General features: G+C 72.2%; 15 protein-coding genes. 3 read left to right on the plus strand and 12 right to left on the minus strand.

Annotated elements, in window-relative coordinates; all coding sequences use genetic code 11:
- Positions 1-89 precede the first annotated feature (89 nt).
- From ftsH to ACFYWQ_RS28850, 6 genes are all read right to left on the minus strand, one after another.
- Positions 90-2,036 (minus strand): ATP-dependent zinc metalloprotease FtsH, encoded by a 1,947-nt coding sequence (ftsH, locus tag ACFYWQ_RS28825; protein WP_389520269.1) that lies wholly within the window; start codon positions 2,034-2,036, stop codon positions 90-92.
- Between the two features lie 95 nt (positions 2,037-2,131).
- Positions 2,132-3,694 (minus strand): signal recognition particle protein, encoded by a 1,563-nt coding sequence (gene ffh / locus ACFYWQ_RS28830; RefSeq protein ID WP_389520270.1) that lies wholly within the window; start codon positions 3,692-3,694, stop codon positions 2,132-2,134.
- Positions 3,695-3,914: 220 nt separating this feature from the next.
- On the minus strand, positions 3,915-6,443 hold the full coding sequence (locus tag ACFYWQ_RS28835; protein WP_389520272.1) for a [protein-PII] uridylyltransferase: 2,529 nt from the start codon (positions 6,441-6,443) through the stop codon (positions 3,915-3,917).
- Positions 6,444-6,469: 26 nt separating this feature from the next.
- On the minus strand, positions 6,470-6,808 hold the full coding sequence (locus ACFYWQ_RS28840) for a P-II family nitrogen regulator (protein WP_003997576.1): 339 nt from the start codon (positions 6,806-6,808) through the stop codon (positions 6,470-6,472).
- Complete coding sequence (locus ACFYWQ_RS28845) at positions 6,805-8,148, minus strand: ammonium transporter (protein WP_389520274.1); 1,344 nt, start codon at positions 8,146-8,148, stop codon at positions 6,805-6,807. The genes ACFYWQ_RS28840 and ACFYWQ_RS28845 overlap by 4 nt, the downstream gene beginning before the upstream one ends.
- Before the next feature lie 322 nt (positions 8,149-8,470).
- The gene (locus ACFYWQ_RS28850; protein ID WP_389520276.1) at positions 8,471-9,964 is read right to left on the minus strand and encodes a hypothetical protein; all 1,494 of its coding nucleotides are present in this window, start codon (positions 9,962-9,964) and stop codon (positions 8,471-8,473) included.
- Between the two features lie 449 nt (positions 9,965-10,413).
- Here ACFYWQ_RS28850 and ACFYWQ_RS28855 point away from each other — a divergent pair, with 449 nt between their 5' ends.
- Positions 10,414-11,076: a bifunctional DNA primase/polymerase gene (locus tag ACFYWQ_RS28855; protein ID WP_389520278.1), complete on the plus strand. Its 663-nt coding sequence runs from the start codon at positions 10,414-10,416 to the stop codon at positions 11,074-11,076.
- Positions 11,077-11,351: 275 nt separating this feature from the next.
- Here the strand turns inward: ACFYWQ_RS28855 and ftsY are convergent, their stop codons facing one another.
- The 5 genes from ftsY to ACFYWQ_RS28880 all read right to left on the minus strand — a co-directional run bounded on the left by ftsY (position 11,352) and on the right by ACFYWQ_RS28880 (position 19,255).
- A complete protein-coding gene (gene ftsY / locus ACFYWQ_RS28860; protein ID WP_389520280.1) occupies positions 11,352-12,554 on the minus strand; it encodes a signal recognition particle-docking protein FtsY in 1,203 nt (400 codons plus the stop codon).
- 182 nt (positions 12,555-12,736) lie between these two features.
- Positions 12,737-14,155: a sugar porter family MFS transporter gene (locus tag ACFYWQ_RS28865; protein WP_389520281.1), complete on the minus strand. Its 1,419-nt coding sequence runs from the start codon at positions 14,153-14,155 to the stop codon at positions 12,737-12,739.
- A gap of 262 nt (positions 14,156-14,417) precedes the next feature.
- Positions 14,418-18,167 carry an AAA family ATPase gene (locus ACFYWQ_RS28870; RefSeq protein ID WP_389520283.1) on the minus strand — a complete coding sequence of 1,250 codons (3,750 nt, stop codon included), beginning with the start codon at positions 18,165-18,167 and terminating at the stop codon, positions 14,418-14,420.
- A gap of 221 nt (positions 18,168-18,388) precedes the next feature.
- Positions 18,389-18,592: a hypothetical protein gene (locus ACFYWQ_RS28875; protein WP_058922942.1), complete on the minus strand. Its 204-nt coding sequence runs from the start codon at positions 18,590-18,592 to the stop codon at positions 18,389-18,391.
- Between the two features lie 381 nt (positions 18,593-18,973).
- The gene (locus ACFYWQ_RS28880) at positions 18,974-19,255 is read right to left on the minus strand and encodes an acylphosphatase (protein WP_389520285.1); all 282 of its coding nucleotides are present in this window, start codon (positions 19,253-19,255) and stop codon (positions 18,974-18,976) included.
- Positions 19,256-19,453: 198 nt separating this feature from the next.
- Here ACFYWQ_RS28880 and ACFYWQ_RS28885 point away from each other — a divergent pair, with 198 nt between their 5' ends.
- On the plus strand, positions 19,454-20,632 hold the full coding sequence (locus ACFYWQ_RS28885; RefSeq protein WP_389520287.1) for a CAP domain-containing protein: 1,179 nt from the start codon (positions 19,454-19,456) through the stop codon (positions 20,630-20,632).
- Between the two features lie 117 nt (positions 20,633-20,749).
- Positions 20,750-21,151, plus strand: a complete 402-nt coding sequence (locus tag ACFYWQ_RS28890; protein ID WP_389520288.1) for a winged helix-turn-helix transcriptional regulator — start codon at positions 20,750-20,752, stop codon at positions 21,149-21,151.
- Here the strand turns inward: ACFYWQ_RS28890 and mutM are convergent.
- Positions 21,124-21,984, minus strand: coding sequence for a bifunctional DNA-formamidopyrimidine glycosylase/DNA-(apurinic or apyrimidinic site) lyase (gene mutM, locus ACFYWQ_RS28895; protein ID WP_389520290.1), 861 nt, complete (start codon positions 21,982-21,984; stop codon positions 21,124-21,126). The genes ACFYWQ_RS28890 and mutM overlap by 28 nt on opposite strands.
- Between the last annotated feature and the right edge of the window lie 86 nt (positions 21,985-22,070).

Here is a 22,070-nt window from a genome sequence, read left to right on the forward strand (position 1 = left end):
AAGCGAGAGTCCCGAGCGAGAGCTCTGAGGCCAGATCTTCGAGGCGAGATCTCTGAGGCGGTATCTCTGAGGCGAGAGCTCCAGCGGGGCTACGCCTCCCTCTCCCCCTCGCCCTTGGTCAGCCGGGTGATCCCCGCGACGCGGTACGCGTGCGCCTCCTCCAGCGTCTCGTGCTCCAGCAGCGCTTCGGCGAGGGCGTCCAACTGGCCGCGGTGGTCGCGGAGTTTGCGGCACGCCTCCTCGTAGCACGCCTCGACGATGCGGCGCATCTCGTCGTCGATGACGTCGAGGGTGCGCGGGGCGGCGGCGAGGCCGTACGCCTGCTGGGCGTCGCCGGGCAGCGCGGAGAGGCGGCCCACGCGCTCGCTCATGCCCCACCGCGCGACCATGCCGCGCGCGATGTTGGTGACCTGTTCGAGGTCGTTCTCGGCGCCGGTCGTGACGACCCCGTAGATCACCTGTTCGGCCGCCATCCCGCCGAGGGCGCCGATGATGCGGCCGCGCAGGTACTCCTCGGAGAGCGCGTACCGCTCCACCTCGGGCGTCGACATGGTCACCCCGAGCGCCCGGCCGCGCGGCACGATGGTGACCTTGCGGACCGGGTCGGCGCCGGGCTGGAGCATGCCGAGGAGGGCGTGACCGCTCTCGTGGTAGGCGGTGCGACGGCGGTCTTCCTCGGGCATCACGAGCGTGCGCTCCGCCCCCAGCTGCACCTTCTCCAGCGCCTCCGACAGGTCGGTCGGCGTGACCCGCTCCTGCTTGCGCTTGACGGCGAGCAGGGCGGCCTCGTTGGCGAGGTTGGCCAGGTCCGCGCCCGTCATCCCCGGGGTCGTGCGGGCCACCCGGGCCAGGTCGACGTCCGGGGCGAGGGGGATGTCGCGCGTGTGGATGCGCAGGATCGCCTCGCGGCCGGCGCGGTCCGGCGGGGAGACGTTGACCACCCGGTCGAAGCGGCCCGGCCGGGTCAGTGCCGGGTCGAGGATGTCGGCGCGGTTCGTCGCCGCGATGACGACGACGCCCTCCGAGCCGGTGAAGCCGTCCATCTCGGTGAGGATCTGGTTCAGGGTCTGCTCGCGCTCGTCGTGGCCGCTGACCGACGCGCCGGCGCCGCGGGCCCGCCCGATGGTGTCGATCTCGTCGATGAAGATGATCGACGGCGCGACCTTGCGGGCCTCGGCGAACAGCTCACGGACCCGGGACGCGCCGACGCCGACGATCATCTCGATGAACTCGGAGGCGGAGGCCGAGAAGAACGGCACGCCCGCCTCGCCCGCCACCGCGCGCGCCAGCAGCGTCTTGCCGGTGCCGGGCGAGCCCGCCAGCAGCACGCCGCGGGGCATCTTCGCGCCCATCCTGCGGTAGACGTCCGGGTGCTCCAGGAAGTCGACCACGTCGTCGAGCTCCCCCTTGACCTCGTCGATCCCGGCCACGTCGGCGAACGTGGTGCGCCCGGTGCCCGACCGCAGCTCGACCGGCCGGGGCGGCGCCTTGCGGCCGAGCATGCCGCCCGCGCCGCCCAGGCCGCCGCGCAGCCGCCGGGCGAAGAAGACCCACACCGCGACCAGGACGACGATCGGCACCAGCGAGATCAGCAGGTTGGCCAGCAGACCGCGCTCCTGGACGACCGGCCGCGCGGTCACCGTGACGTCGTGCCGGCTCAGGTTCTGCCAGAGGGCGTCGTCCGCGAAGGCCGGGCGCTGCGTCCTGAACCGGGTGTACTCGCCGCCGCCCTCGGGATCGTCCCGGGCCTGTTTGAGCCGGCCCTGGATCGCGTCGCCCTTGGAGTAGATGGTGTCGACGTTGCCCCGGTCGACCTGCCGGCTGAACTCCGTGTAGGAGATCGTCGGCTCGTTGCCCCGGCCGTAGAAGTGCAGTCCGCCGTAGACCAGCAGGAAGACGATCACGGCGGTGACGGCGAGCGCCCACCAGCGGGCGCGCGGTCTTCTGCCGCCGGACGGCCGTGGTGCCTCGTCCGGGGTGCCTTCGGTGCGCCACGGCTGGTCGGGAGCCCTGCGCCGGGGAGCGGAATCGCTCATATCTGGACGTTACGGCACAGCACGGGCCTCGGCATGCGCTGAGGGCGCCCACCCGTGCGGGTGGACGCCCTCAGCGCCGTACGGCTCGGAGCGGGTCAGCCCATGAACTTCTTGAACTCGTCCGGGAGCTCGAAGTCCTGGCCGGCCTGCTGGCCCGGCAGGCCGAAGGCGCCGCCGGGAGCGCCGCCCTGGGCACCGGCCGCGCGGCGGGCGGCCTCCTCCTGCTCCTGCTGCTTGCGCTTCATCGGGTTGCCGGAGCGCTGCTTGCCCTTGGCCTTCTTCGGCTGCTTCTTGGCGCGGCCGGGGCCGCCGCCCATGCCCGGCATGCCCGGCATCCCGGGCATGCCGCCGCCCTGGGCCATGCGGGACATCATCTTGCGGGCCTCGAAGAACCGCTCGACCAGGCCCTTGACCGCGCTGACCTCGACACCGGAGCCCTTGGCGATACGGGCGCGGCGGGAGCCGTTGATGATCGTGGGGTCCTGGCGCTCGCCCGGGGTCATCGACTTGATGATCGCGGCGGTGCGGTCGACGTCCCGCTCGTCGAGGTTGTTGATCTGGTCCTTGATCTGCCCCATGCCCGGCAGCATGCCGAGCAGCTTGGAGATCGACCCCATCTTCCTGACCTGCTCCATCTGGGACAGGAAGTCGTCCAGGGTGAAGTCCTGGCCCTTCTTGGACGCCAGCTTGGAGGCCATCTTCTCGGCCTCTTCCTGGCTGAACGTCTTCTCCGCCTGCTCGATCAGGGTGAGCAGGTCACCCATGTCGAGGATGCGGGAGGCCATCCGGTCGGGATGGAAGGCGTCGAAGTCGTCGAGCTTCTCGCCGTTCGACGCGAACATGATCGGCTTGCCGGTGATCTGCCGGATCGACAGGGCCGCGCCGCCGCGGGCGTCGCCGTCGAGCTTGGAGAGCACCACGCCGTCGAAGCCGACGCCGTCACGGAAGGCCTCGGCGGTGTTGACCGCGTCCTGGCCGATCATGGCGTCGACGACGAAGAGGATCTCGTCGGGCCGGGTCGCGTCCCTGATGTCCGCGGCCTGCTGCATCATCTCCTGGTCGATGCCGAGGCGGCCGGCGGTGTCGACGACGACGATGTCGTGGACGCGGGACTTCGCGTACTCGATGGAGTCCTTGGCGACCTGCACCGGGTCACCGACGCCGTTGCCCGGCTGCGGCGCGTACACGGCCACGCCGGCGCGCTCGGCGACGACGCTGAGCTGGTTGACGGCGTTGGGGCGCTGGAGGTCACAGGCGACGAGCAGCGGCGAGTGGCCCTGCTCCTTCAGCCAGCGGCCCAGCTTGCCCGCGAGGGTGGTCTTACCGGCGCCCTGGAGACCGGCCAGCATGATCACGGTCGGCGGCTGCTTGGCGAAGCGCAGGCGCCGGGTCTCGCCGCCGAGGATCGTGACGAGCTCGTCGTTGACGATCTTCAGGACCTGTTGGCCCGGATTGAGCGCCTTGGAGACCTCGGTCCCGAGCGAACGCTCCTTGACGTTCTTGATGAACGTACGGACGACAGGCAGGGCCACGTCGGCTTCGAGGAGAGCGATGCGAATTTCGCGGGCCGTGGCGTCGATGTCCGCCTCGGACAGCCGACCCTTGCCCCGCAGAGACTTGAAGGTGGCTGACAGGCGGTCGGAGAGAGTGTCGAACACGGCGGCGTCGGTCCTTGGGGTCGGCGACAGTCTGGGCTGTCCTCCAGGGTATCCGGCCCCTCGACGAAATCGTCCCCGCCTGCCGCAGTCGACGGGCGGGGACAGAAACCCCGCTGTCGCGGGGAGCACGCGTTGCCGATCTTGAAGACCTGCTGCGCGGGTGGACCATCCCCGCAACGGCGGGGACTACGTCCGCTTAACGCATGACACGACCGCCAGGTCACCCCCGCAGCATCTCCTCCAGCTTCCGCGCCACCGCCGTGGCCTCGTCCCCCGGCAGGGGCGCGCCCTCCGGCCCGGTGACGTAGAAGGCGTCGACGGCGTTGGCGCCGAGCGTGCTGACGTGCATGCTGCGCACCCGGACCGTCGCGTCCTCCAGCGCGGCCCCGATCCGGAACAGCAGCCCCGGCGCGTCCTGGGCGCGGACCTCGATCACCGTGGCGAGACGGGAGGCCGCCGGGGCCACCGTCACGCGCGGCGGGGGCGCGACCACGCCGCGGCGCCGCGGATAGGCCGCGTCGCGCTCCGCCAGCCGGTTCGCGATGTCCAGGGTGCCGTCCAGGGCGCGGACGAGGTCGGCGCGGAGCCGGGCGGCCTGGGGCAGTGAGCCGTACTCGGCGGCGACCCGCCAGTTCAGCAGCAGGACGGAGCCCTCCACACCGGCCGGCAGGTCCAGGGCCCGCAGTTCGGCGGTGCGCACGGTCAGCCGGTGCATGGCGAGGACGCCGGCCACCGCGGGCAGCACGCCCGCCTGGTCGGGTACGGCGATGAGGAGTTCCACGCCGAGCGGCTCGGGGCCGCCGATCGGCTCGGGACCGCCGGGCGGCTGTTCCGCCGCGGACTCGGCCGGCGGCTCGGTCTGCGCGCGCAGGGCCAGCACCGGGCTGCCGGTCGCGACCGCCTCGATCGCCAGCCGCTCCTGTTCGGCGGTGGCCGCGGCGGCCGCCGGCTCCTCGGGGGCCTCCCCGGCGAGCACCGCCGAGACCCGTCGGACCAGGTCGGCGACGAGCGAGCCGCGCCAGGAGGACCAGGCGGCCGGACCGGTGGCCTGGGCGTCCGCCTCGGTGAGCGCGTGCAGCAGCTCCAGCGTCCCCTGCGCGCCGACCGCCTCGGCGACCGACCGCACGGTGGCCGGGTCCTCCAGGTCGCGCCGGGTGGCCGTCTCGACGAGCAGCAGGTGGTGGCGGACGAGGGTGGCGAGGACGGCGACGTCGGCGCGGTCGAAGCCGATGCGGGCGGCCACGTCCCGGGCGATGATCTCGCCGGCCACGGAGTGGTCGCCGGGCCAGCCCTTGCCGATGTCGTGCAGCAGTGCGGCGACCAGGAGGAGGTCGGGGCGGCTGACGCGGCGGGTGAACTCGGAGGCGCGCACGGCGGTCTCGATGAGGTGCCGGTCGACGGTCCAGACGTGCACGGCGTTGCGCTGCGGCCGGCAGCGGACCCGCTCCCAGTCGGGCAGCAGGCGGGTGATCAGGCCCTCGGCCTCCAGTGCCTCCCAGACCTCGATCGTGGGCCGGCCGGAGCCGAGCAGGGTGACGAGTTGTTCGCGGGCCTCGGCGGGCCAGGGGGTGGGCAGGGGGCGCACGGTGGCCGCGAGACGCCGTACGGCGTACAGGGAGAGCGGGAGGCCGGCCTGGGCGGCGGCGGCCGCGGCGCGCAGGGGGAGCACGGGGTCGCGTTCGGGGCGTGCGGCGCGGGCGAGCACCACCTCGCCGTCCTGCTCCACCACGCCTTCGGCCAGCGGGGAGCGCTCGGCGACCGGCTTTCCGCCGCCCAGCATGGCGCGCAGCCGCGGCCGCACGGCGCGCGACCGGAGCACCCGCCCCACCTCGCGCCAGGTGACGTCACTGGCGTAGGAGACGACGCGGGCGGCCTCGTAGACCTGGCGCAGGAGGGTGTCGGCGTCCAGGAGGCCCAGCTCGGCCGCGACCTGGTCCTGCTCCTGGAGGGCCAGGCGGTCGGTGGCGCGGCCGGTCGCCAGGTGGAGGGCGTCCCGGACGTCGAGCAGCCGGCGGCGGGCGTCGTCGAGGCCCTCGCGCGGGGCGTCGGCGAGCCAGGAGGCGGCGACGGCGCGCAGGGCGGTGGCGTCGCGCAGGCCGCCGCGGGCCTCCTTGAGGTCGGGTTCCAGCAGATATTGCAGTTCGCCCTGGCGTTCGGCGCGCTCGGCGCAGAGTTCCTGGAGTTCGGGCAGGCGCTTGGGTGCCTGGTTGCGCCAGTCGGCCAGGACGGCCGTACGCAGTCCGGCGGTCAGTGCGAGGTCGCCGGCGAGGTGGCGGGCGTCCAGCAGACCGAGCTGGACCTTCAGGTCCTCGCCGGCCGTTCTGCGGGCCTCCGCCGGGGTGCGCACGGAGTGGTCGAGCGCGAGGCCGAGGTCCCACACCGGGTACCAGAGGCGGTCGGCGAGGGCGGCGACCGCCTTGGGGTCGGTGCCGTCGTGCAGCAGGAGGAGGTCGAGGTCGCTGCGCGGGGACAGCTCACCGCGGCCGTAGCCGCCGACGGCGACCAGGGAGACGCCCTGCGGGACGCCCCGTCGTCCGCCCGCGTCCTGGCGGGGGAGCCGGTCGGCGCCCTCCTCGTCCCGGGCGCCCGCGGTGAACAGGCCCGCGAGCCAGTCGTCGGTCAGTTCGGCGAGGGCCGCACGGCGCGGCGGCCCGGACCGCGCCCCCTCGGTGAGGAGGCGCAGCCGGGCCGCCGCGTAGCCGCTGGGTCCCGAGTCCTCTGCTTCGTTGCGCACGTCCGTACTCGTCACCCAGCGACTCCTGTTCTCTTCTTCGGTCAGAGCGCGTCCGGGCCGCGCTCGCCGGTGCGGACCCGTACGGCGGTCTCGACCGGCAGGGACCAGACCTTGCCGTCTCCGATCTTGCCGGTGCGGGCCGCCTTGACGATGACGTCGATCAGCTGCTCGGCGTCGTCGTCCTCGGCCAGCACCTCGATGCGGATCTTGGGGACCAGGTCGACCGTGTACTCGGCACCGCGGTAGACCTCGGTGTGTCCCCGCTGACGACCGTAACCGCTGGCCTCCGTGACCGTCAGGCCGTGGACGCCGAAGGCCTGGAGGGCCTCCTTGATCTCGTCGAGCCGGTGGGGCTTGACGACGGCGGTGATGAGCTTCATGCGTCCACCTTCTTGCTCGCAGTGTCGGCGACCGAGGCCGGGACGGCCGTGGTGCGGGCGGCTCCGCCGCCGGCACCACTGAAGTCGTATGCGGTCTCGGCGTGCTCGGCCTGGTCGATGCCGGCCACTTCCTCGTCCTCGGAGACGCGCATCCCGATCGTCTTGTGGAGGACGAAGGCGAGGATCGCGGAGACCACCAGCGAGTAGGCGAGGACCGCGAAGACACCGGCGCACTGCTTCCAGAACTGGTCCAGGCCGCCGCCGTAGAAGAGGCCCGCGACGTCGGACTGGCCCTTGCCGGTGGCGAAGAAGCCGATCAGCAGGGAGCCGACGACACCGCCGACCAGGTGGACGCCGATGACGTCGAGCGAGTCGTCGTAGTTGAACTTGTACTTGAGGCCGACGGCCATGGCGCACAGCAGGCCGGCGATGGCGCCGACGGCGATCGCGCCGAGCGGGGAGACCGCGCCGCCCGCGGGGGTGATGGCGACCAGGCCGGCGACCGCGCCGGAGGCGGCGCCCAGCGTGGTGAACGCGCCGTGGCGGATCTTCTCGTAGACGAGCCAGGCGAGCATGGCGGCGGCGGTGGCGACCTGCGTGTTGACGAACATCAGCGCGCCGACGCCGTCGTCGTTGCCGAGCCACGAACCGGCGTTGAAGCCGAACCAGCCGAACCACAGCAGGCCCGCGCCGAGCATGACCAGCGGGAGGCTGTGCGGGCGCATCGGGTCCTTCTTGAAGCCGACGCGCTTGCCGATGACCAGGATGACGCCGAGGGCGGCGGCACCGGCGTTGATGTGGACGGCCGTACCACCGGCGAAGTCGATGACGCCGAGCTCGAAGGCCCAGCCGCCGGCGCCCCAGACCCAGTGGGCGACGGGGAAGTAGACGACGGTGACCCACAGGGCGATGAACAGCGCCCAGGCGCTGAACTTCACCCGGTCCGCGAGGGCGCCGCTGATCAGGGCGGGCGTGAGGATCGCGAACATCATCTGGAAGACCAGGAAGACGAAGACGGGGATGGTGTAGCCGTCCCACAGCTCCGTCAGGCCGATGTCACTGAGGCCGACCCAGTCGGAGTTCCATCCGATGATGCTGCCGGAGTCCGTACCGAAGGCCAGGGAGAAGCCGTACAGCACCCACAGGATGGTGACGATGCCCAGGCTGATGAAGCTCATCATCAGCATGTTGAGGGTGCTCTTGACGCGGACCATGCCTCCGTAGAAGAAGGCCAGCGCCGGTGTCATGAGCATCACCAGGGCGGAACAGATGAGCATGAAGCCTGTGTTGGCGGACGACAGCGTGGGTGCGTCCGCCGCAAGCGTGATGGCAGCTGCCATCGGCGTCTCCTCGTCGTAGGTACGGCCCCGTGCGGGCGAAGCCTGAGCGGATTGAGGGGTGGGCCGGTTATGCGCCATGAGATTGGCGCAGCGCGGTTTCGGTCGAAGCCCCTCGTTGTTTCGCGGCCGTGACGAAGGCACCGTGCGTGTTACGCGTCGATGAACTGGCGGATATCGCCCGCGCCGATCGTTATCGTGGCGCAACCTTCACCGGGGGAAGGGAACCGGCCGCGGTCGGCCTTCCGATGACCTGGCTGGGGGAGCCGAGTCGGGCAGTTCGGGAGGGCCGGCCGCGGCCGGGGCTCTGGGGACGCTCGCCGGGTCACACCGCTTCCGCGGTCTCCGGCAGTTCGACGGCGAGCCGGTCGGTGAGATCGACGACCTCGCTCAGGTCCCCGAAGTCGCGTACGGCGGTGTCGACGGTCTTTCGGATACGAGTGTTGACGCGTTCGGAGCGGACCTTCTTGGCTTCTTTCATCGCCTGCGCGGCGAGGACCGCGCTCTGCTCGGGCTCGCGCCGCAGCAGGTGGACGGTGGCCATGCCGATCAGGTTCAGCACGTACGACCGCTGGTGGTCGCGGTCCTCGGCGAACAGGTCGACGGCCCTCCGCATCAGGGGCTGGGCCAGCGAGGCGTAGGTGGGGCTGCGTCCGGCGACGTAGGCGAGGTCGCGGTAGGAGTGGGAGTTCTCGCCGTGGAGTTCGGCCTCGGAGAAGAAGCGGATCCAGTCGGGGTCGGGCTCGTCCCACTCCTCCGCGTCGGCGAAGGTGTCCTCGGCCATCCGGACCGCCCGCTTGCACCGGCCGGGCTGTCCCATGTTGGCGTAGGCGCGGGCCTCCATCGCATACAGCATGGACTGGGTGCGCGGGCTCGCGCAGTCCCGGCTGCCGTACTGGGCGAGGTGGATCAGCTCCAGGGCGTCCTCGGGCCGCCCGAGGTGGATCATCTGGCGGCTCATGCTGGAGAGGACGTACGACCCGAGCGGCTTGTCGCCGGCCTCCTTGGCGGCGTGCAGGGCGAGCACGAAGTACTTCTGCGCGGTCGGCTGGAGCCCCACGTCGTACGACATCCAGCCGGCCAGCTCGGCCAGTTCGGCGGCGACCTTGAAGAGCTTGCGCGCGGTCTCCTCCGGCTGGGGCTCCTGGAGGAGGTCGGTCACCTCGTGCAGCTGTCCGACGACCGCCTTGCGGCGCAGTCCGCCGCCGCACTGGGCGTCCCACTGCCGGAACATCACGGTGGTGGACTCCAGCAGCTCCAGCTCGGGCCGGGAGAGCCGGCCGCGGGCGCGGCTGGTCGGGACGGACGCCGCGTCCTCCCGCGGGGCGGGCGGGGAGGGGACGAGCCAGCGCTGCATGGGCTCGATGAGGGACGGGCCCGCGGACAGGGCCAGCGAGGTTCCGAGGAAGCCGCGCCGCGCCAGCATCAGGTCGCTGCGCGAGAACTCGCTGAGTTGGGCCACCGTCTGCGGGCCCGTCCAGGGCAGGTCCACGCCGGTCGCGGCGGGTGTCTGCCGCATGGTGCGCAGACCGAGGTCCTCGACGGAGACGACACAGCCGAACCGCTCGGAGAACAGCTCGGACAGGATCTTCGGGATCGGTTCGCGGGGGTTCTCGCCGTCCAGCCAGCGGCGGACGCGGGAGGTGTCCGTGGAGATGTGGTTGGCGCCCAACTGGCGGGCACGGCGGTTCACCTGGCGGGCGAGCTCGCCCTTGGACCAGCCGCTGCGCACGAACCAGGAGGTGAGCAGCTCGTTGGGGCGCTTGTCAGCGTGCGCAGCGCTCCCCGCACCCGTCCCGCTTCCGCCGTTGCCGCTCACTGGAACGCCCCCATCCCTGAGACCACTTGTCGCCCGAGTGCGCCAAGCCTTATCAGAATGCCGGTGATCGCCGCTCGCCGTCCGTCGGTTGCCACCCTTCGAACGGAGGGACGCCTTGCCCCCGGCATACCCACGGGGGCATGTGCCCCCGGGTCTCGCACACTCAACGTAGTCCCACGATCACGCGTCCAGCCATGGCGGTCCCGGAATCGCCACCATTCGCCACCCCTTCGAATGAACTCACGATGGCAGGTACGCGATTCACTTGACAGAGGACGGCCGGAAGCGGGCGGAGCGATGCGCCCAGGGGCGCGCACGGCCGACCACACCACCCGCGACGCTTCAGTGCGCTGCCTGTTTTCGGCGGCACGGGGAAGGGCGTCAGTACACAGAGTGACGGAGAGCGTCCGTTACGTAACCATCGGTGCGTCGGACCCGTTGGAGGGGGCATGGGCTTCACGATCGGCGGCATTCGCGACATCCGCTCCGGCGCGCGCAGGCGCGGTCGCTCGTCCGAGTGCACCGCCGTCGCCGAGTTCACCGGCCTGTGGGGCTGGGACGTGGTGCCGGGCGCGCGCGCCACGGCGGGCACCTGCTCGTGCGGACGCGGCGACTGCCGCGCGCCGGGTGCGCACCCCCTGCCGTTCGCCCCACGGGTCCCGGCGGGCGCCACGCTCGACGACGTGACGCGGACATGGGCGGAGTTCCCGGGTGCCGCGGTGATGCTGCCGGTCGGGCGCGCCTTCGACGTGATCGAGGTGGCCGAGCCGGCCGGGCACCGCGCCCTGGTCCGGCTGGAGCGGATGGGGCTGCCGGTCGGTCCGGTGACCGCGACCCCCGAGGGCCGCGCCCAGTTCCTCGTCGCCCCCGGAGCCGCCCACGACCTCACCGGTCTGCTCTACCGCATGGGCTGGGACGACCCGGGCTCCCTGGACCTGCGCGGCCTCGGCCCGGGCGCGCACCTCACGGCCCCGCCCTCCGACCGGGGCGGGCTCGGTCCGGTGCGCTGGCTGCGTCCGCCCGCCCTGGACGGGGCGACCCGCCCGCCGGAGGCCCGGCTGCTGCTGGGGACGCTGGCGTACGTGGCCCACCGCTCCCGCGCCCCGCACTGAGTCCGCCACGCGGTACGCCGCACGGCGCCCGCCGTCCGGTACGCCGCGCCGGGTCCGCCGCCCGGTACGCGCCGTGCCGACCCCGCCGTCCGTCACACCACGCTCGACCGGCCGTCCGACACGCCGTACCGGACTCGCTGTCCGATACGCCGCGCCTAGTCCGCCGCCGCCGCGTATGCCGCGCATGGGGATGTCCGCCCCGTACGCCGAAGCGCCCGCCCCCACTGCACTCGGGGGGCGGGCGCTTCTCGGCGGCGGGCGCGCTCAGCGGCCGGTCACGCTCCGACAAGGGCGTCAACGAACGCCTCCGGCTCGAACGGCGCCAGGTCGTCGGCGCCCTCGCCGAGCCCGACCAGCTTGACGGGCACGCCCAGCTCGCGCTGGACGGCGACGACGATGCCGCCCTTGGCCGTGCCGTCGAGCTTGGTCAGCACGATGCCGGTGATGTCGACGACCTCGGCGAAGACCCGGGCCTGGACGAGGCCGTTCTGCCCGGTGGTGGCGTCGAGGACGAGCAGCACCTCGTCGAGCGGGGCGTGCTTCTCCACGACGCGCTTGACCTTGCCGAGCTCGTCCATGAGCCCGGTCTTGGTGTGCAGCCGGCCGGCGGTGTCGATGAGGACCACGTCGACCCCCATCTCCTTGCCCTCCTTCACCGCGTCGAAGGCGACGGAGGCGGGATCGCCGGCCTCCGGCCCGCGCACGGTGTGGGCGCCGACGCGTTCGCCCCAGGTCTGCAACTGGTCGGCGGCGGCGGCCCGGAAGGTGTCGGCGGCGCCCAGCACGACCGTGCGGCCGTCGGCGACCAGGACGCGGGCGAGCTTGCCGGTGGTGGTGGTCTTGCCGGTGCCGTTGACGCCGACGACCATCACGATGCCCGGCTTGCGGTTCTCGGGCTCGGTCTTCACGGTGCGGTCGACGTCGGTGCCGACCAGCTTGAGGAGCTCCTCGCGCAGCAGGCCGCGCAGTTCCTCGGGCGTGCGGGTGCCGAGCACCTTGACCCGTTCGCGCAGCCGCTCCACCAGCTCCTGGGTGGGCAGGACGCCGACGTCGGCGGTGAGGAGTGTGTCCTCGACCTCCTCCCAGGTGTCCTCGTCGAGGTGCTCGCGCGAGAGCAGCGTGAGCAGGCCCTTGCCGAGGGCGTTCTGGGAGCGGGAGAGGCGGGCGCGCAGGCGGACCAGGCGTCCCTCGGTGGGCTCCGGGATCTCGATCGCGGGAGCCTCGACGACAGGAGGCTCCTCCACGGCGGTGGGAGCGCCGCCGCCCGGGAGGTCCACCTCCTCGATCGTGCGGCGCGGTTCGTCGCGCGGCGTCTCGGCCTCGTCGCCGACGTGCGGCTCGGCCGGAGGCGCGGTGATGTCGGGGGCGGAGGGCGGTGGCGGGGGCAGCGGCTTTCTGCGCCGGCTGCCGACGATGAGCCCGCCGATCGCGCCGAGCACGACCACGGCGATGACTACAGCAAGGATGACGGTTTCCATAACCCGTCCAGTATCCATCCCTGCCCGCGGCGGGGGCCTGCTCCACGGGGGGTGTCTTGGGCATGGGAAGCGTGTACGGCGTACCGCCCCGGCTCGGGTGACGAGCCGGGGCGGTACGCCGTACGGGGCGAGGAGAGGGGCAGCGGGGATGAGGCCCCGTCTCCTCGGGTTCGAGGGGGCGGTCAGCCCATCTCCTCCAGCGCCTTGCCCTTCGTCTCCTTGACGTACCTGAGGACGAACGGGATGGAGAGCGCGGCGAAGACCGTGTAGATCACGTAGGTGCCGGAGAGGTTCCAGTCGGCCAGGGACGGGAAGCTCGCGGTGATGGCCCAGTTGGCGATCCACTGCGCGGCGGCGGCCACGCCCAGGGCGGCGGCGCGGATCTTGTTCGGGAACATCTCGCCGAGGAAGACCCAGACGACCACACCCCAGGACAGGGCGAAGAAGAGGACGAACACGTGGGCGGCGATCAGGGCGATCCAGCCCTGCGTGGCCGGCAGCTTGCCGTCGACCAGGTCGAAGGAGAACGCCCAGGCCTCCAGCGCGAGGCCGATCACCATGCCGACGGAGCCGATGAGGGCGAGCGGCTTGCGGCCGACGCGGTCCACGAAGATCATCGCGATCACGGTGCCGACGATGTTGATGATCGACGTGGTGAACGAGTAGAAGAACGAGTCCGTCGGGTCGACGCCGACCGACTGCCACAGCGTCGAGGAGTAGTAGAACGCGACGTTGATGCCGACGAACTGCTGGAAGACCGACAGGCCGATACCGATCCAGACGATCGGCTTGAAGAAGAAGGAGCCGCCGAGCAGGTCCTTGAAGCTCGACTTGTGCTCGCTCTTCATACCGTGCTCGATCTCGGCGACGCGCGCGTCGAGGTCGATGTTCCGGCCCTCGACCTCGGTGAGGATCTCGCGGGCCCGCTCGTGCTTGCCGACGGAGATCAGGAAGCGCGGCGACTCGGGGATGGCGAAGGAGAGCAGGCCGTAGAGGACGGCCGGGACGACCATGACGCCGAGCATGACCTGCCAGGCCTCCAGGCCCATCAGCTCACCGCGCTGGTCACCGCCGGCGGCGTTCAGCAGGCCCCAGTTGACCAGCTGCGAGATCGCGATGCCGACGACGATCGCGGCCTGCTGGAAGGAGCCGAGGCGGCCGCGGTAGGCGGGCGGGGCGACCTCGGCGATGTAGGCCGGGCCGATGACCGAGGCCATGCCGATGGCGAAGCCGCCGACGACGCGCCAGAAGGCGAGGTCCCACAGGGCGAAGGGGAGGGCGGAGCCGACCGCGCTGATGGTGAAGAGGACGGCGGCGATCTGCATGCACCGGATGCGGCCGATGCGGTCGGCTATGCGGCCGGCGGTCGCGGCGCCGATGGCGCAGCCGATCAGGGCGATGGCGATGACCTGGGCCAGGGCCGCGGAGCCGACGTCGTAGCGGTCGCGGATGGCCTCGACCGCGCCGTTGATCACGGAGCTGTCGTAGCCGAAGAGGAAGCCTCCCATCGCGGCCGCCGCGGCGATGAAGATGACGTGCCCGAGATGATCGGGGTGAGCCGTCCCGGCTCCTGACTTGGGTGCCTGCGCTGTGCTGGTCACGTGTACTCCTCGGGACACCGGCAACGCCGCCGGTGTGGATCTGCCCTTCGCGGTAGGTCATACCTGAAGGTGAAAGCAACGTTTCCGAGAGTATGCCTTCAAGTTTCGAAGTCAATAGGTGAGCGGGTGTGAGAAAAGCGGCACGCGTGAGGGTGGCGTGTTCAAGTCTTGAAGAGATGATCTCGTGCGAGCCCGGCAGGGGCCGCCCCGTGCGGCCGCCCCGTGCCGTGCGGTCCAGGCCCCGGGCTCCGGGCCCGAGGCCCTAGCGGAGCCGCTGGGAGATCACCTTCGACACGCCGTCGCCCTGCATGGAGACGCCGTAGAGCGCGTCGGCGACCTCCATCGTGCGCTTCTGGTGCGTGATCACGATCAGCTGCGAGGACTCCTGGAGCTCCTGCATGATGCGGATGAGCCGTTGCAGGTTGGTGTCGTCGAGAGCGGCCTCGACCTCGTCCATCACGTAGAACGGGCTGGGCCGCGCCTTGAAGATCGACACCAGCATCGCGACGGCGGTGAGCGACCGCTCGCCACCCGAGAGCAGGCTGAGCCGCTTGACCTTCTTGCCCGGCGGCCGGGCCTCGACATCGACGCCCGTGGTCAGCATGTTGTCCGGGTCGGTCAGGACCAGCCGCCCCTCTCCCCCGGGGAAGAGCCGGCCGAACACGCCCTCGAACTCCCGGGCGGTGTCCTGGAACGCCTCCGTGAAGACCCGCTCGACACGCTCGTCGACCTCCTTCACCACCTGGAGCAGATCGGCGCGCGTCTTCTTGAGGTCCTCCAGCTGCTCGCTGAGGAACTGGTGGCGCTCCTCCAGCGCGGCGAACTCCTCCAGGGCGAGCGGGTTCACCTTGCCGAGCTGCTGGTAGGCGCGTTCCGCCGCCTTCAGCCGCTTCTCCTGCGCGGCCCGCACGAAGGGGGTGGGCCGGTTGCGCGGATGCTCGGGGTCGTCCGGCAGCTCCTCGCCCTCGGCGGGGGGCGAGGGCGGCACCGGTTGGTGCGGTCCGTACTCGGACACCAGCCCGGCCGGTTCGACACCGAGTTCCTCCAGCGCCTTGGTCTCCAGCTGCTCGATCCGCAGCCGTTTCTCGGCGCCGAGTACCTCGCCCCGGTGAACTGAATCCGTCAACTTGTCGAGCTCGGCCTTGAGGTCGCGCCCGGCACCGCGGGCGGCGGCCAGCTCCTGCTCCCGTCGGGCCTTGGCGGCCTCGGCGGCGACGCGTCCGGCGTCGGCCCGGCGGACCGAGACCTCGACGTGCGCGAGCAGCTGCCGGGCGCCGGAGGCGACGGCCTCCGCCACCGCGGCCTCGTGCCGCAGCCGCGCCCGCCGCCGCTCGGCACGCGCGCGTGCCTCGCGTTCCGCCCGCGCGCCCCGGTCCAGCGCGTCGGCCCGCCCGGCCAGCCCCTTGACCCGCTCCTCGTGCGTACGGACCTGGAGCCGGGCCTCCATCTCGGTCTGCCGCGCGTTGGCCCCGTCGGCGGCGAGCCGGTCGCGCACCGAGGTGTCCGGCTCCTCCTCGACGGGCATCTCCTCGGCGACCGCCAGCCGCTCGGCCAGTTCCTCGGCCTCCTCGACGGCCCTGTCGAGCGCCTCCTGCGCGCGGGCGGCGGCGGCCGTGGACCGCTCCGCCTCCCCGGCGGCGCCGCGGGCCTGCCCGGCGAGCCGCCCGAGCTGCTGGGCGACGGCCGACTTCTCCCGCTCGGCCGCCCGCCCGCGCTGCCCGAGCTCCTCGACGCGCCCGGCGCACTCCCCGCGCCGCTCCCCCGCCGCCCGCTGGGCCTCGGCCAGTTCCTCGCACCGCACCGCCAGCTCCTCCAGCTCGGCGGCGGCCTCGTCCACCGACGCCTGCACCTCCAGCAGGCTCGGCGCCCCGGCGGACCCGCCCTGCGCGAAGTGCGCCCCCAGCAGGTCGCCCTCCGCGGTCACGGCGGTCAGCTCGGGCCGGGCGTACACGAGGTTCTCGGCGTCCTCCAGCGTCCCGACGACGACGATTCCGCGCAGCAGCCGTCGTACGGCGGGCATGAGGTCGGCCGGGGCACGGACGAGATCGGCGGCGAAGGGGGGTGCGGCGGGTCGGCGGGGGGCGGCACCGGGGTGGGCGCAGGGGCCGGTGGCGGCACCGGTGGCGGCATCAGGGTCGGCGGTGGTGCCGGAGCCGGGGACGGCACCAGGGGCAGCAGTGGTGCCGGAGCCGGGGACGGCACCAGGGGCAGCAGTGGTGCCGGTGGTGCTCTCCGGAGGGGCAGCGGGGTCGGCGGGTGCGGCGTCCGACGGCGTGGCGGTGCTGTCCGGTGTGTCCGTGGCCAGCAGCAGGGCCGCCCGTCCCGCGTCCTGCTTGCGCAGCAGGCGGAGGGCGTCCGCGGCCGCCGACGGGGTGGTCACGGCGAGGGCGTCGGCGGCGGCGCCGAGGGCGGCGGCGAGGGGGACCTCGTAGCCGGGGGTGACGGTGAGGAGTTCCGCGGCGGGGCCGAGCAGGCCGGTGAGACGGTCCCGCGCGCCGAGCAGGGCGCCCGTGCCGTCCTTGCGGCGCAGGCCCAGGGCGAGAGCCTCGTGCCGGGCCTGGGTCGCGGCCCGCCTGCGTTCGGCGGCGGTGGCCGCCTCGCGGGCGGTGCTCAGCGCGGCCTCCGCCTCGGCGAGCTGCCGCTTCGCCGCCTCGTGCTGTGCGGTGAGCTCGGCGTCGCCGGCGTCGAGGCCGTCGACCTCCGCCTTCAGTGCCTCGTACTCCTCCTGCGCGACGGCGGCCCGTTCCCGGGCCTCGTCCCGGGCGGCGGCCAGGCGGCCGATCTCGGCCTGGGCGGACGCGGCGCGGGAGCGGGCCGCGTTGACCTGGCCGTGCAGCCGGGCGAGCCCTTCGCGGCGGTCGGCGATGGCCCGGGCGACGTCTTTCAGGCGCCGTTCCTCGACGGCCAGTTCACGCTCCAGGTCGGCGCGGTGGGCGACGGTGTCCTCGAGGGCCCGCTGCGCCGCCTCCAGAGCCGCCTCCAGCTCGGCCTCCTGTTCACGGATGCGGGCGGCCTCGCGCTCCATGTCCTCGGGGTCGCGGCCCCGCCGTTCCTCCGGCGGCGCGGAGGCGGCGCTCTTCACGCGCGCGTCGGCCAGCGAGATCGTCCCGCGGACCCGTTCGGCGAGCTGGGACAGCTCGTACCAGGTCTGCTGGGCGCGCTGGAGCCGGGGCGTCAGCCGGCGGACCTCGTCCTCCAGGTGCGCCTCCCGCCGGAGGGCCTGTCCCAGCTCCCGCTCGGCGGCCTCCTTGCGCTCCTTCAGCGCGGCCTCGTCGGCCACCTCCGCCCGCAGTGCCTCCCGCAGCCGTACGAGATCGTCGGCGAGCAGTCTCAGGCGGGCGTCGCGCAGGTCGGCCTGGATGACGGCGGCGCGGCGGGCGACGGCGGCCTGCCGGCCGAGGGGCTTCAGCTGGCGCCGCAGCTCGTCCGTCAGGTCCTGCACGCGCGCGAGGTTGGCCTGCATCGCGTCCAGTTTCCTGAGCGCCTTCTCCTTGCGCCTGCGGTGCTTGAGGACGCCCGCGGCCTCCTCGATGAAGGCGCGGCGGCCCATGGGGTCGGCGTGCAGGACGGAGTCGAGCTGGCCCTGGCCGACGATGACGTGCATCTCACGGCCGATGCCGGAGTCGCTCAGCAGTTCCTGGATGTCCAGCAGACGGCAGGTGTCGCCGTTGATCTGGTACTCGCTGCCGCCGTTGCGGAACATGATCCGCGTGATGGTGACCTCGGCGTACTCGATGGGCAGGGCGCCGTCGGAGTTGTCGATCGTCAGGGACACCTCGGCGCGGCCCAGCGGGGGGCGCCCGGTGGTGCCGGCGAAGATGACGTCCTCCATCTTGCCGCCGCGCAGGGATTTCGCGCCCTGTTCACCCATGACCCAGCTGAGCGCGTCCACCACGTTGGACTTGCCCGACCCGTTCGGTCCGACGACGCACGTGATCCCCGGCTCGAACCGGAGTGTGGTGGCCGAGGCGAACGACTTGAACCCGCGGAGGGTCAGGGCCTTGAGGTGCACGGCGGTGGACTCTACCGCCCGGGAATGTCCCACTCCATGAACCCGCGGTTTCACCCATGAACGCGCAGGGCACACCACTCGTTAAAGAGACTGAAAGGATGCGCGGGGGAAAGAAAGAAGGGACGCCGAAGCGTCCCTTGCAACTTCTGTCAACTAAGCGGTCCGACGCGGCTGAGAAAGTCGCCCGACCACTGCGTGTGCTGTTGTGGAGCGTGCAGCGATCAGGTGAGCGCAGGCTCCGCCTGGTGTGCGTCGATGCTCTCCATGATCCTGTCGTGAGAAGCGGCAGCCGTCAGGGCGTCGTTCTCGGCCTGAATCCGTACGAGCTCGGATTCGAGGTCCTGGACGCGCTGCTGGAGCCGTCGCATCTCGGCGAGGAGTCGCGGGTCGGAGCCGCCGACGTAACCGAGAAGCGCCTTTGCCATGATGGATGGTCCTCCACACTGAGTGACCGACCGAAGCGGTGTGGGTCGTGAGGGATTCGCACCCGCGGTGCTTGGCAGGAATCTTGTTCGTGCTGCCGTTGATCCATGCCAAACTGCTAGGTGCGCGGGGTGCTTTCAGCGTCTCACCAAAAAGTTTGACGGTCAACACGATCACGCCCCGTATCGGCGGGTAACCCCGGGCACGCGGCCGGAAACGGCGGCGCTGCGACTCGTGCGGGGCCCCAGGGGGCGTGGCGATCATCCTTACGTGCGGAGCCTGCCACCACAAGCGATTCTTGGCAATAACCTGCTCGTTTCCACTTCGGGCAGATGCCGGTGGCATGTCCCTCCGCTTTTCCGGGGCGTCTCCGCGCCGAGTCGTCAGCGGATCGCGAAGCCGTCGTAACCGCCGCGCGGTGTGTCCCATATCTCGGTGACTCCGTCCACGCGCCCGGGCGTGTCGTCACCCTGGAGCCAGTCGAGCAGCGCTTCGACGTTCTTGTGCGGCCCCTCGGCCACCACGTGGACGCGCCCGTCGGCCAGATTGAGAGCAAAACCACTCACGTCGCCGATCTCCAGCGCCTTGGCCCGCGTGAACCAGCGGAAACCCACACCCTGGACGTGTCCGCGCACCCAGGCGACCAGCCTTACATCCTCGCTCATGGGTGCAACCTAACCAGGCAATGTCTCTGGGGACACTTCCTCCCCCAGCGCCATGCGGTACCGTCCCCACCCGATGAATCTCATATGAAACTCACTCGATCGAGTGAGTCAGGTTGACCATGAGAAGTCATGCGCCCCAGGGCGTCGGGTCGACCGCGGGGGGACCGCTCAGACCAGTTGGACGAGGAAGGCCAGGACATGGGACGCCACCGACGCTCCGCCGCCGGCGGCGCCGCCACGGGCCGCGCCACGGGGGGCACCCGCATCGACGGCTCGCACCCGGAAGGGCACACCCGGCCGGGCGGGTACACCGGCGATCACCCGGCGACGGGGATCGCTCCGTACCTGAACCCGGAGGCGTACGCCGAGTCGGTGGCCAGGAGCCAGGAGTACCTCTTCGCGACGGACGACGCGCATTCGCGGGCGTCGGCGGGCTCGGCCGAGACCGCGGTGCTCTCCTCGGACGGGTTCACGACGGACGACGCACCGGGCCGGTCCGGCCCGGGACACGCCGGCGCGGAGCCCGCCGGATCGGGGCGCCGCCGCAGGAAGAGGGCGGTGACGCCGGTCCGTACGGGCCTGCTCGGGGTGTCCGCGGCCGTGGCCCTCGGCACGGTCGCGGTGGCCACGGGCGCCGTGCCGGGCCTCGACAACTACCGGTTCGGCGGCGGCTCGGCGGACAAGGTGCGGGCCGCCGACTCGCCGACCAACTCCGCCTCCGGACAGGGCGGCACCTCCGATCCCCTGGCGACCGGCCGCGACGGCGCGTCGGCCGGCAGCGGCGCCGGACGGTCCACGTCGCCCTCGGCCTCCGCTTCGGCGTCACCCGCCCCCTCGGCCTCCAAGGCGTCCCCGAGCGCCTCGCCGACGGCCGGGACGTCGAAGGCGGCCCCGGTGGAGGAGCCGCAGAAGACCCCGCAGAAGACGGCAGAGGAGACCCCCTCGAAGACGGCCTCGGAAGCGCCCGAGGAGACCAGCGCCCCGGTGACGGTCTCGGCGGAGGCGCAGGCGGCGGCGGAGGTGCTGAAGCTCGTCAACGAGGAGCGGTCCAAGGTCGGGTGCAGCGCCCTCTCCGCCAACAGCGCGCTGGCCGGCCTCGCCCAGAGCTTCAGCGAGGACATGGCCGCGCGCGGCTTCTTCGACCACACCGACCCGGACGGGGCGACCCCGTGGGACAGGGCGGCGAAGGCCGGCATATCCGACCTCGGCGGCGAGAACATAGCGCGGGGCCAGGCCGACGCCGCGGCGGTGATGGAGGCCTGGATGAACAGCCCCGGCCACCGCGCCAACATACTGAACTGCGACTTCACCACGCTGGGCGTGGGCGTCCACTTCGGGTCCGGCGGCCCTTGGTGGACCCAGGACTTCGGCTACTGACCCGACCGCTCCCGCCCTGCGCGACGGTCCCCGCGACCCCGCGCACGCCCGACACCCTCACTAACCCTCGGTTAGCGCAAGCTGTTGGCCAGCGCTGCCCTCACGTACGCTGGTGCCATGACCCGCAGCAAGGAGCGTACGGAGGAGCAGGACCTCCCGTACAACGTGTTCGCCAGGGCCTGCCCCTCGCGCGGCACGCTGGAGCACGTCACCGGACGCTGGGGCGCGCTCACCCTGGGAGCGCTGCACGAGGGCTCCCTGCGCTTCAACGAGTTGCGCCGCCGGGTCGACGGCGTGAGCGAGAAGATGCTCTCCCAGACGCTGCACGCGCTGGAGCGCGACGGCCTGGTGCACCGCGAGGCCCAGCCGACCAACCCGCCCCGCGTGGACTACGAACTCACCCCGCTGGGTCACGAGGTCACCGAGCGGCTGCTCGGGCTGATCCACCTGGTGGAGGGCCGCATGGACGACGTCCTCGCGGCCCGCTCGCGCTACGACGGGACGCGCGGCGCCCTCTGACACTTCGGGCAGAAGTAGCTGGACCGGTTCATCCACGGCCGCCGGCGCATCGGTGTGCCGCAGCGCTTGCAGGGCAGGCCCTCACGCCCGTAGGCGTCCAGCGACCGGTCGAAGTAGCCCGACTCGCCGTTGACGTTGACGTACAGGCTGTCGAAGCTGGTGCCGCCGACGGCGAGGGCGGCGTTCATCACGTCCCGGACGTGTCCGAGGAGTTCGGTCGTGCGGGGACGGGTGAGGGTCGTGGTCGGGCGCTCGTAGTGGAGGCGGGAGCGCCACAGGGCCTCGTCGGCGTAGATGTTGCCGACGCCGCTGATCAGGGACTGGTCGAGCAGCGCCCGCTTGATCGTCGTCCGCTTCCGGCGCAGCGCCCGGTGGAAGGCCTCGTCGTCGAACAGCGGGTCGAGGGGGTCGCGGGCGATGTGCGCGATGACGTCGGGCAGGCCGTCCGGTGTGGTGTCGTGCAGCGACAGCCCGCCGAAGGTGCGCTGGTCGACGAAGCGGAGCTCGGTGGCGAGGGCGTCGGCGAAGCGGACACGGATCCGCAGGTGCTTCTCGTCGGGCGATCCCTGCGGCTGCACCAGGAGCTGACCGCTCATGCCCAGGTGGGCGAGGATCGCCTGGGCGGTGTCCTCCAGCGGCAGCCAGAGGTACTTGCCGCGACGGCTGGGAACGCCGACGCGGTGGCCCTTGAGGCGGTGCGTGAAGTCGTCGGCGCCGGCGAGGTGACGGCGTACGGCACGCGGGTGCAGCACCTCCGCCTCGGCGACCGTGCGATGGGCGACCCACCGCTCCAGGCCGCGCCGGACGACCTCGACCTCGGGCAGCTCGGGCATGGTCTCCCTGTCATTCCCTCTGTACGAGTGTGGCTCCGCACGAGCCGAGCGCCCACCCCGGAGCGGGGCGGGCGCTCGAACGCGCT

It is taken from the genome of Streptomyces sp. NPDC003247, from assembly GCF_042888135.1.
Taxonomy (GTDB): Bacteria; Actinomycetota; Actinomycetes; order Streptomycetales; family Streptomycetaceae; genus Streptomyces.

Excerpts from the sequence above, each read along its gene's own strand:
- ftsH (WP_389520269.1), bottom strand. The coding sequence starts at position 2,036 with ATGAGCGATTCCGCTCCCCGGCGCAGGGCTCCCGACCAGCCGTGGCGC.
- ACFYWQ_RS28840 (WP_003997576.1), bottom strand. The coding sequence starts at position 6,808 with ATGAAGCTCATCACCGCCGTCGTCAAGCCCCACCGGCTCGACGAGATC.
- ACFYWQ_RS28845 (WP_389520274.1), bottom strand. The coding sequence starts at position 8,148 with ATGGCAGCTGCCATCACGCTTGCGGCGGACGCACCCACGCTGTCGTCC.
- ACFYWQ_RS28855 (WP_389520278.1), top strand. The coding sequence starts at position 10,414 with ATGGGCTTCACGATCGGCGGCATTCGCGACATCCGCTCCGGCGCGCGC.
- ftsY (WP_389520280.1), bottom strand. The coding sequence starts at position 12,554 with ATGGAAACCGTCATCCTTGCTGTAGTCATCGCCGTGGTCGTGCTCGGC.
- ACFYWQ_RS28875 (WP_058922942.1), bottom strand. The coding sequence starts at position 18,592 with ATGGCAAAGGCGCTTCTCGGTTACGTCGGCGGCTCCGACCCGCGACTC.
- ACFYWQ_RS28880 (WP_389520285.1), bottom strand. The coding sequence starts at position 19,255 with ATGAGCGAGGATGTAAGGCTGGTCGCCTGGGTGCGCGGACACGTCCAG.
- ACFYWQ_RS28885 (WP_389520287.1), top strand. The coding sequence starts at position 19,454 with ATGGGACGCCACCGACGCTCCGCCGCCGGCGGCGCCGCCACGGGCCGC.
- ACFYWQ_RS28890 (WP_389520288.1), top strand. The coding sequence starts at position 20,750 with ATGACCCGCAGCAAGGAGCGTACGGAGGAGCAGGACCTCCCGTACAAC.
- mutM (WP_389520290.1), bottom strand. The coding sequence starts at position 21,984 with ATGCCCGAGCTGCCCGAGGTCGAGGTCGTCCGGCGCGGCCTGGAGCGG.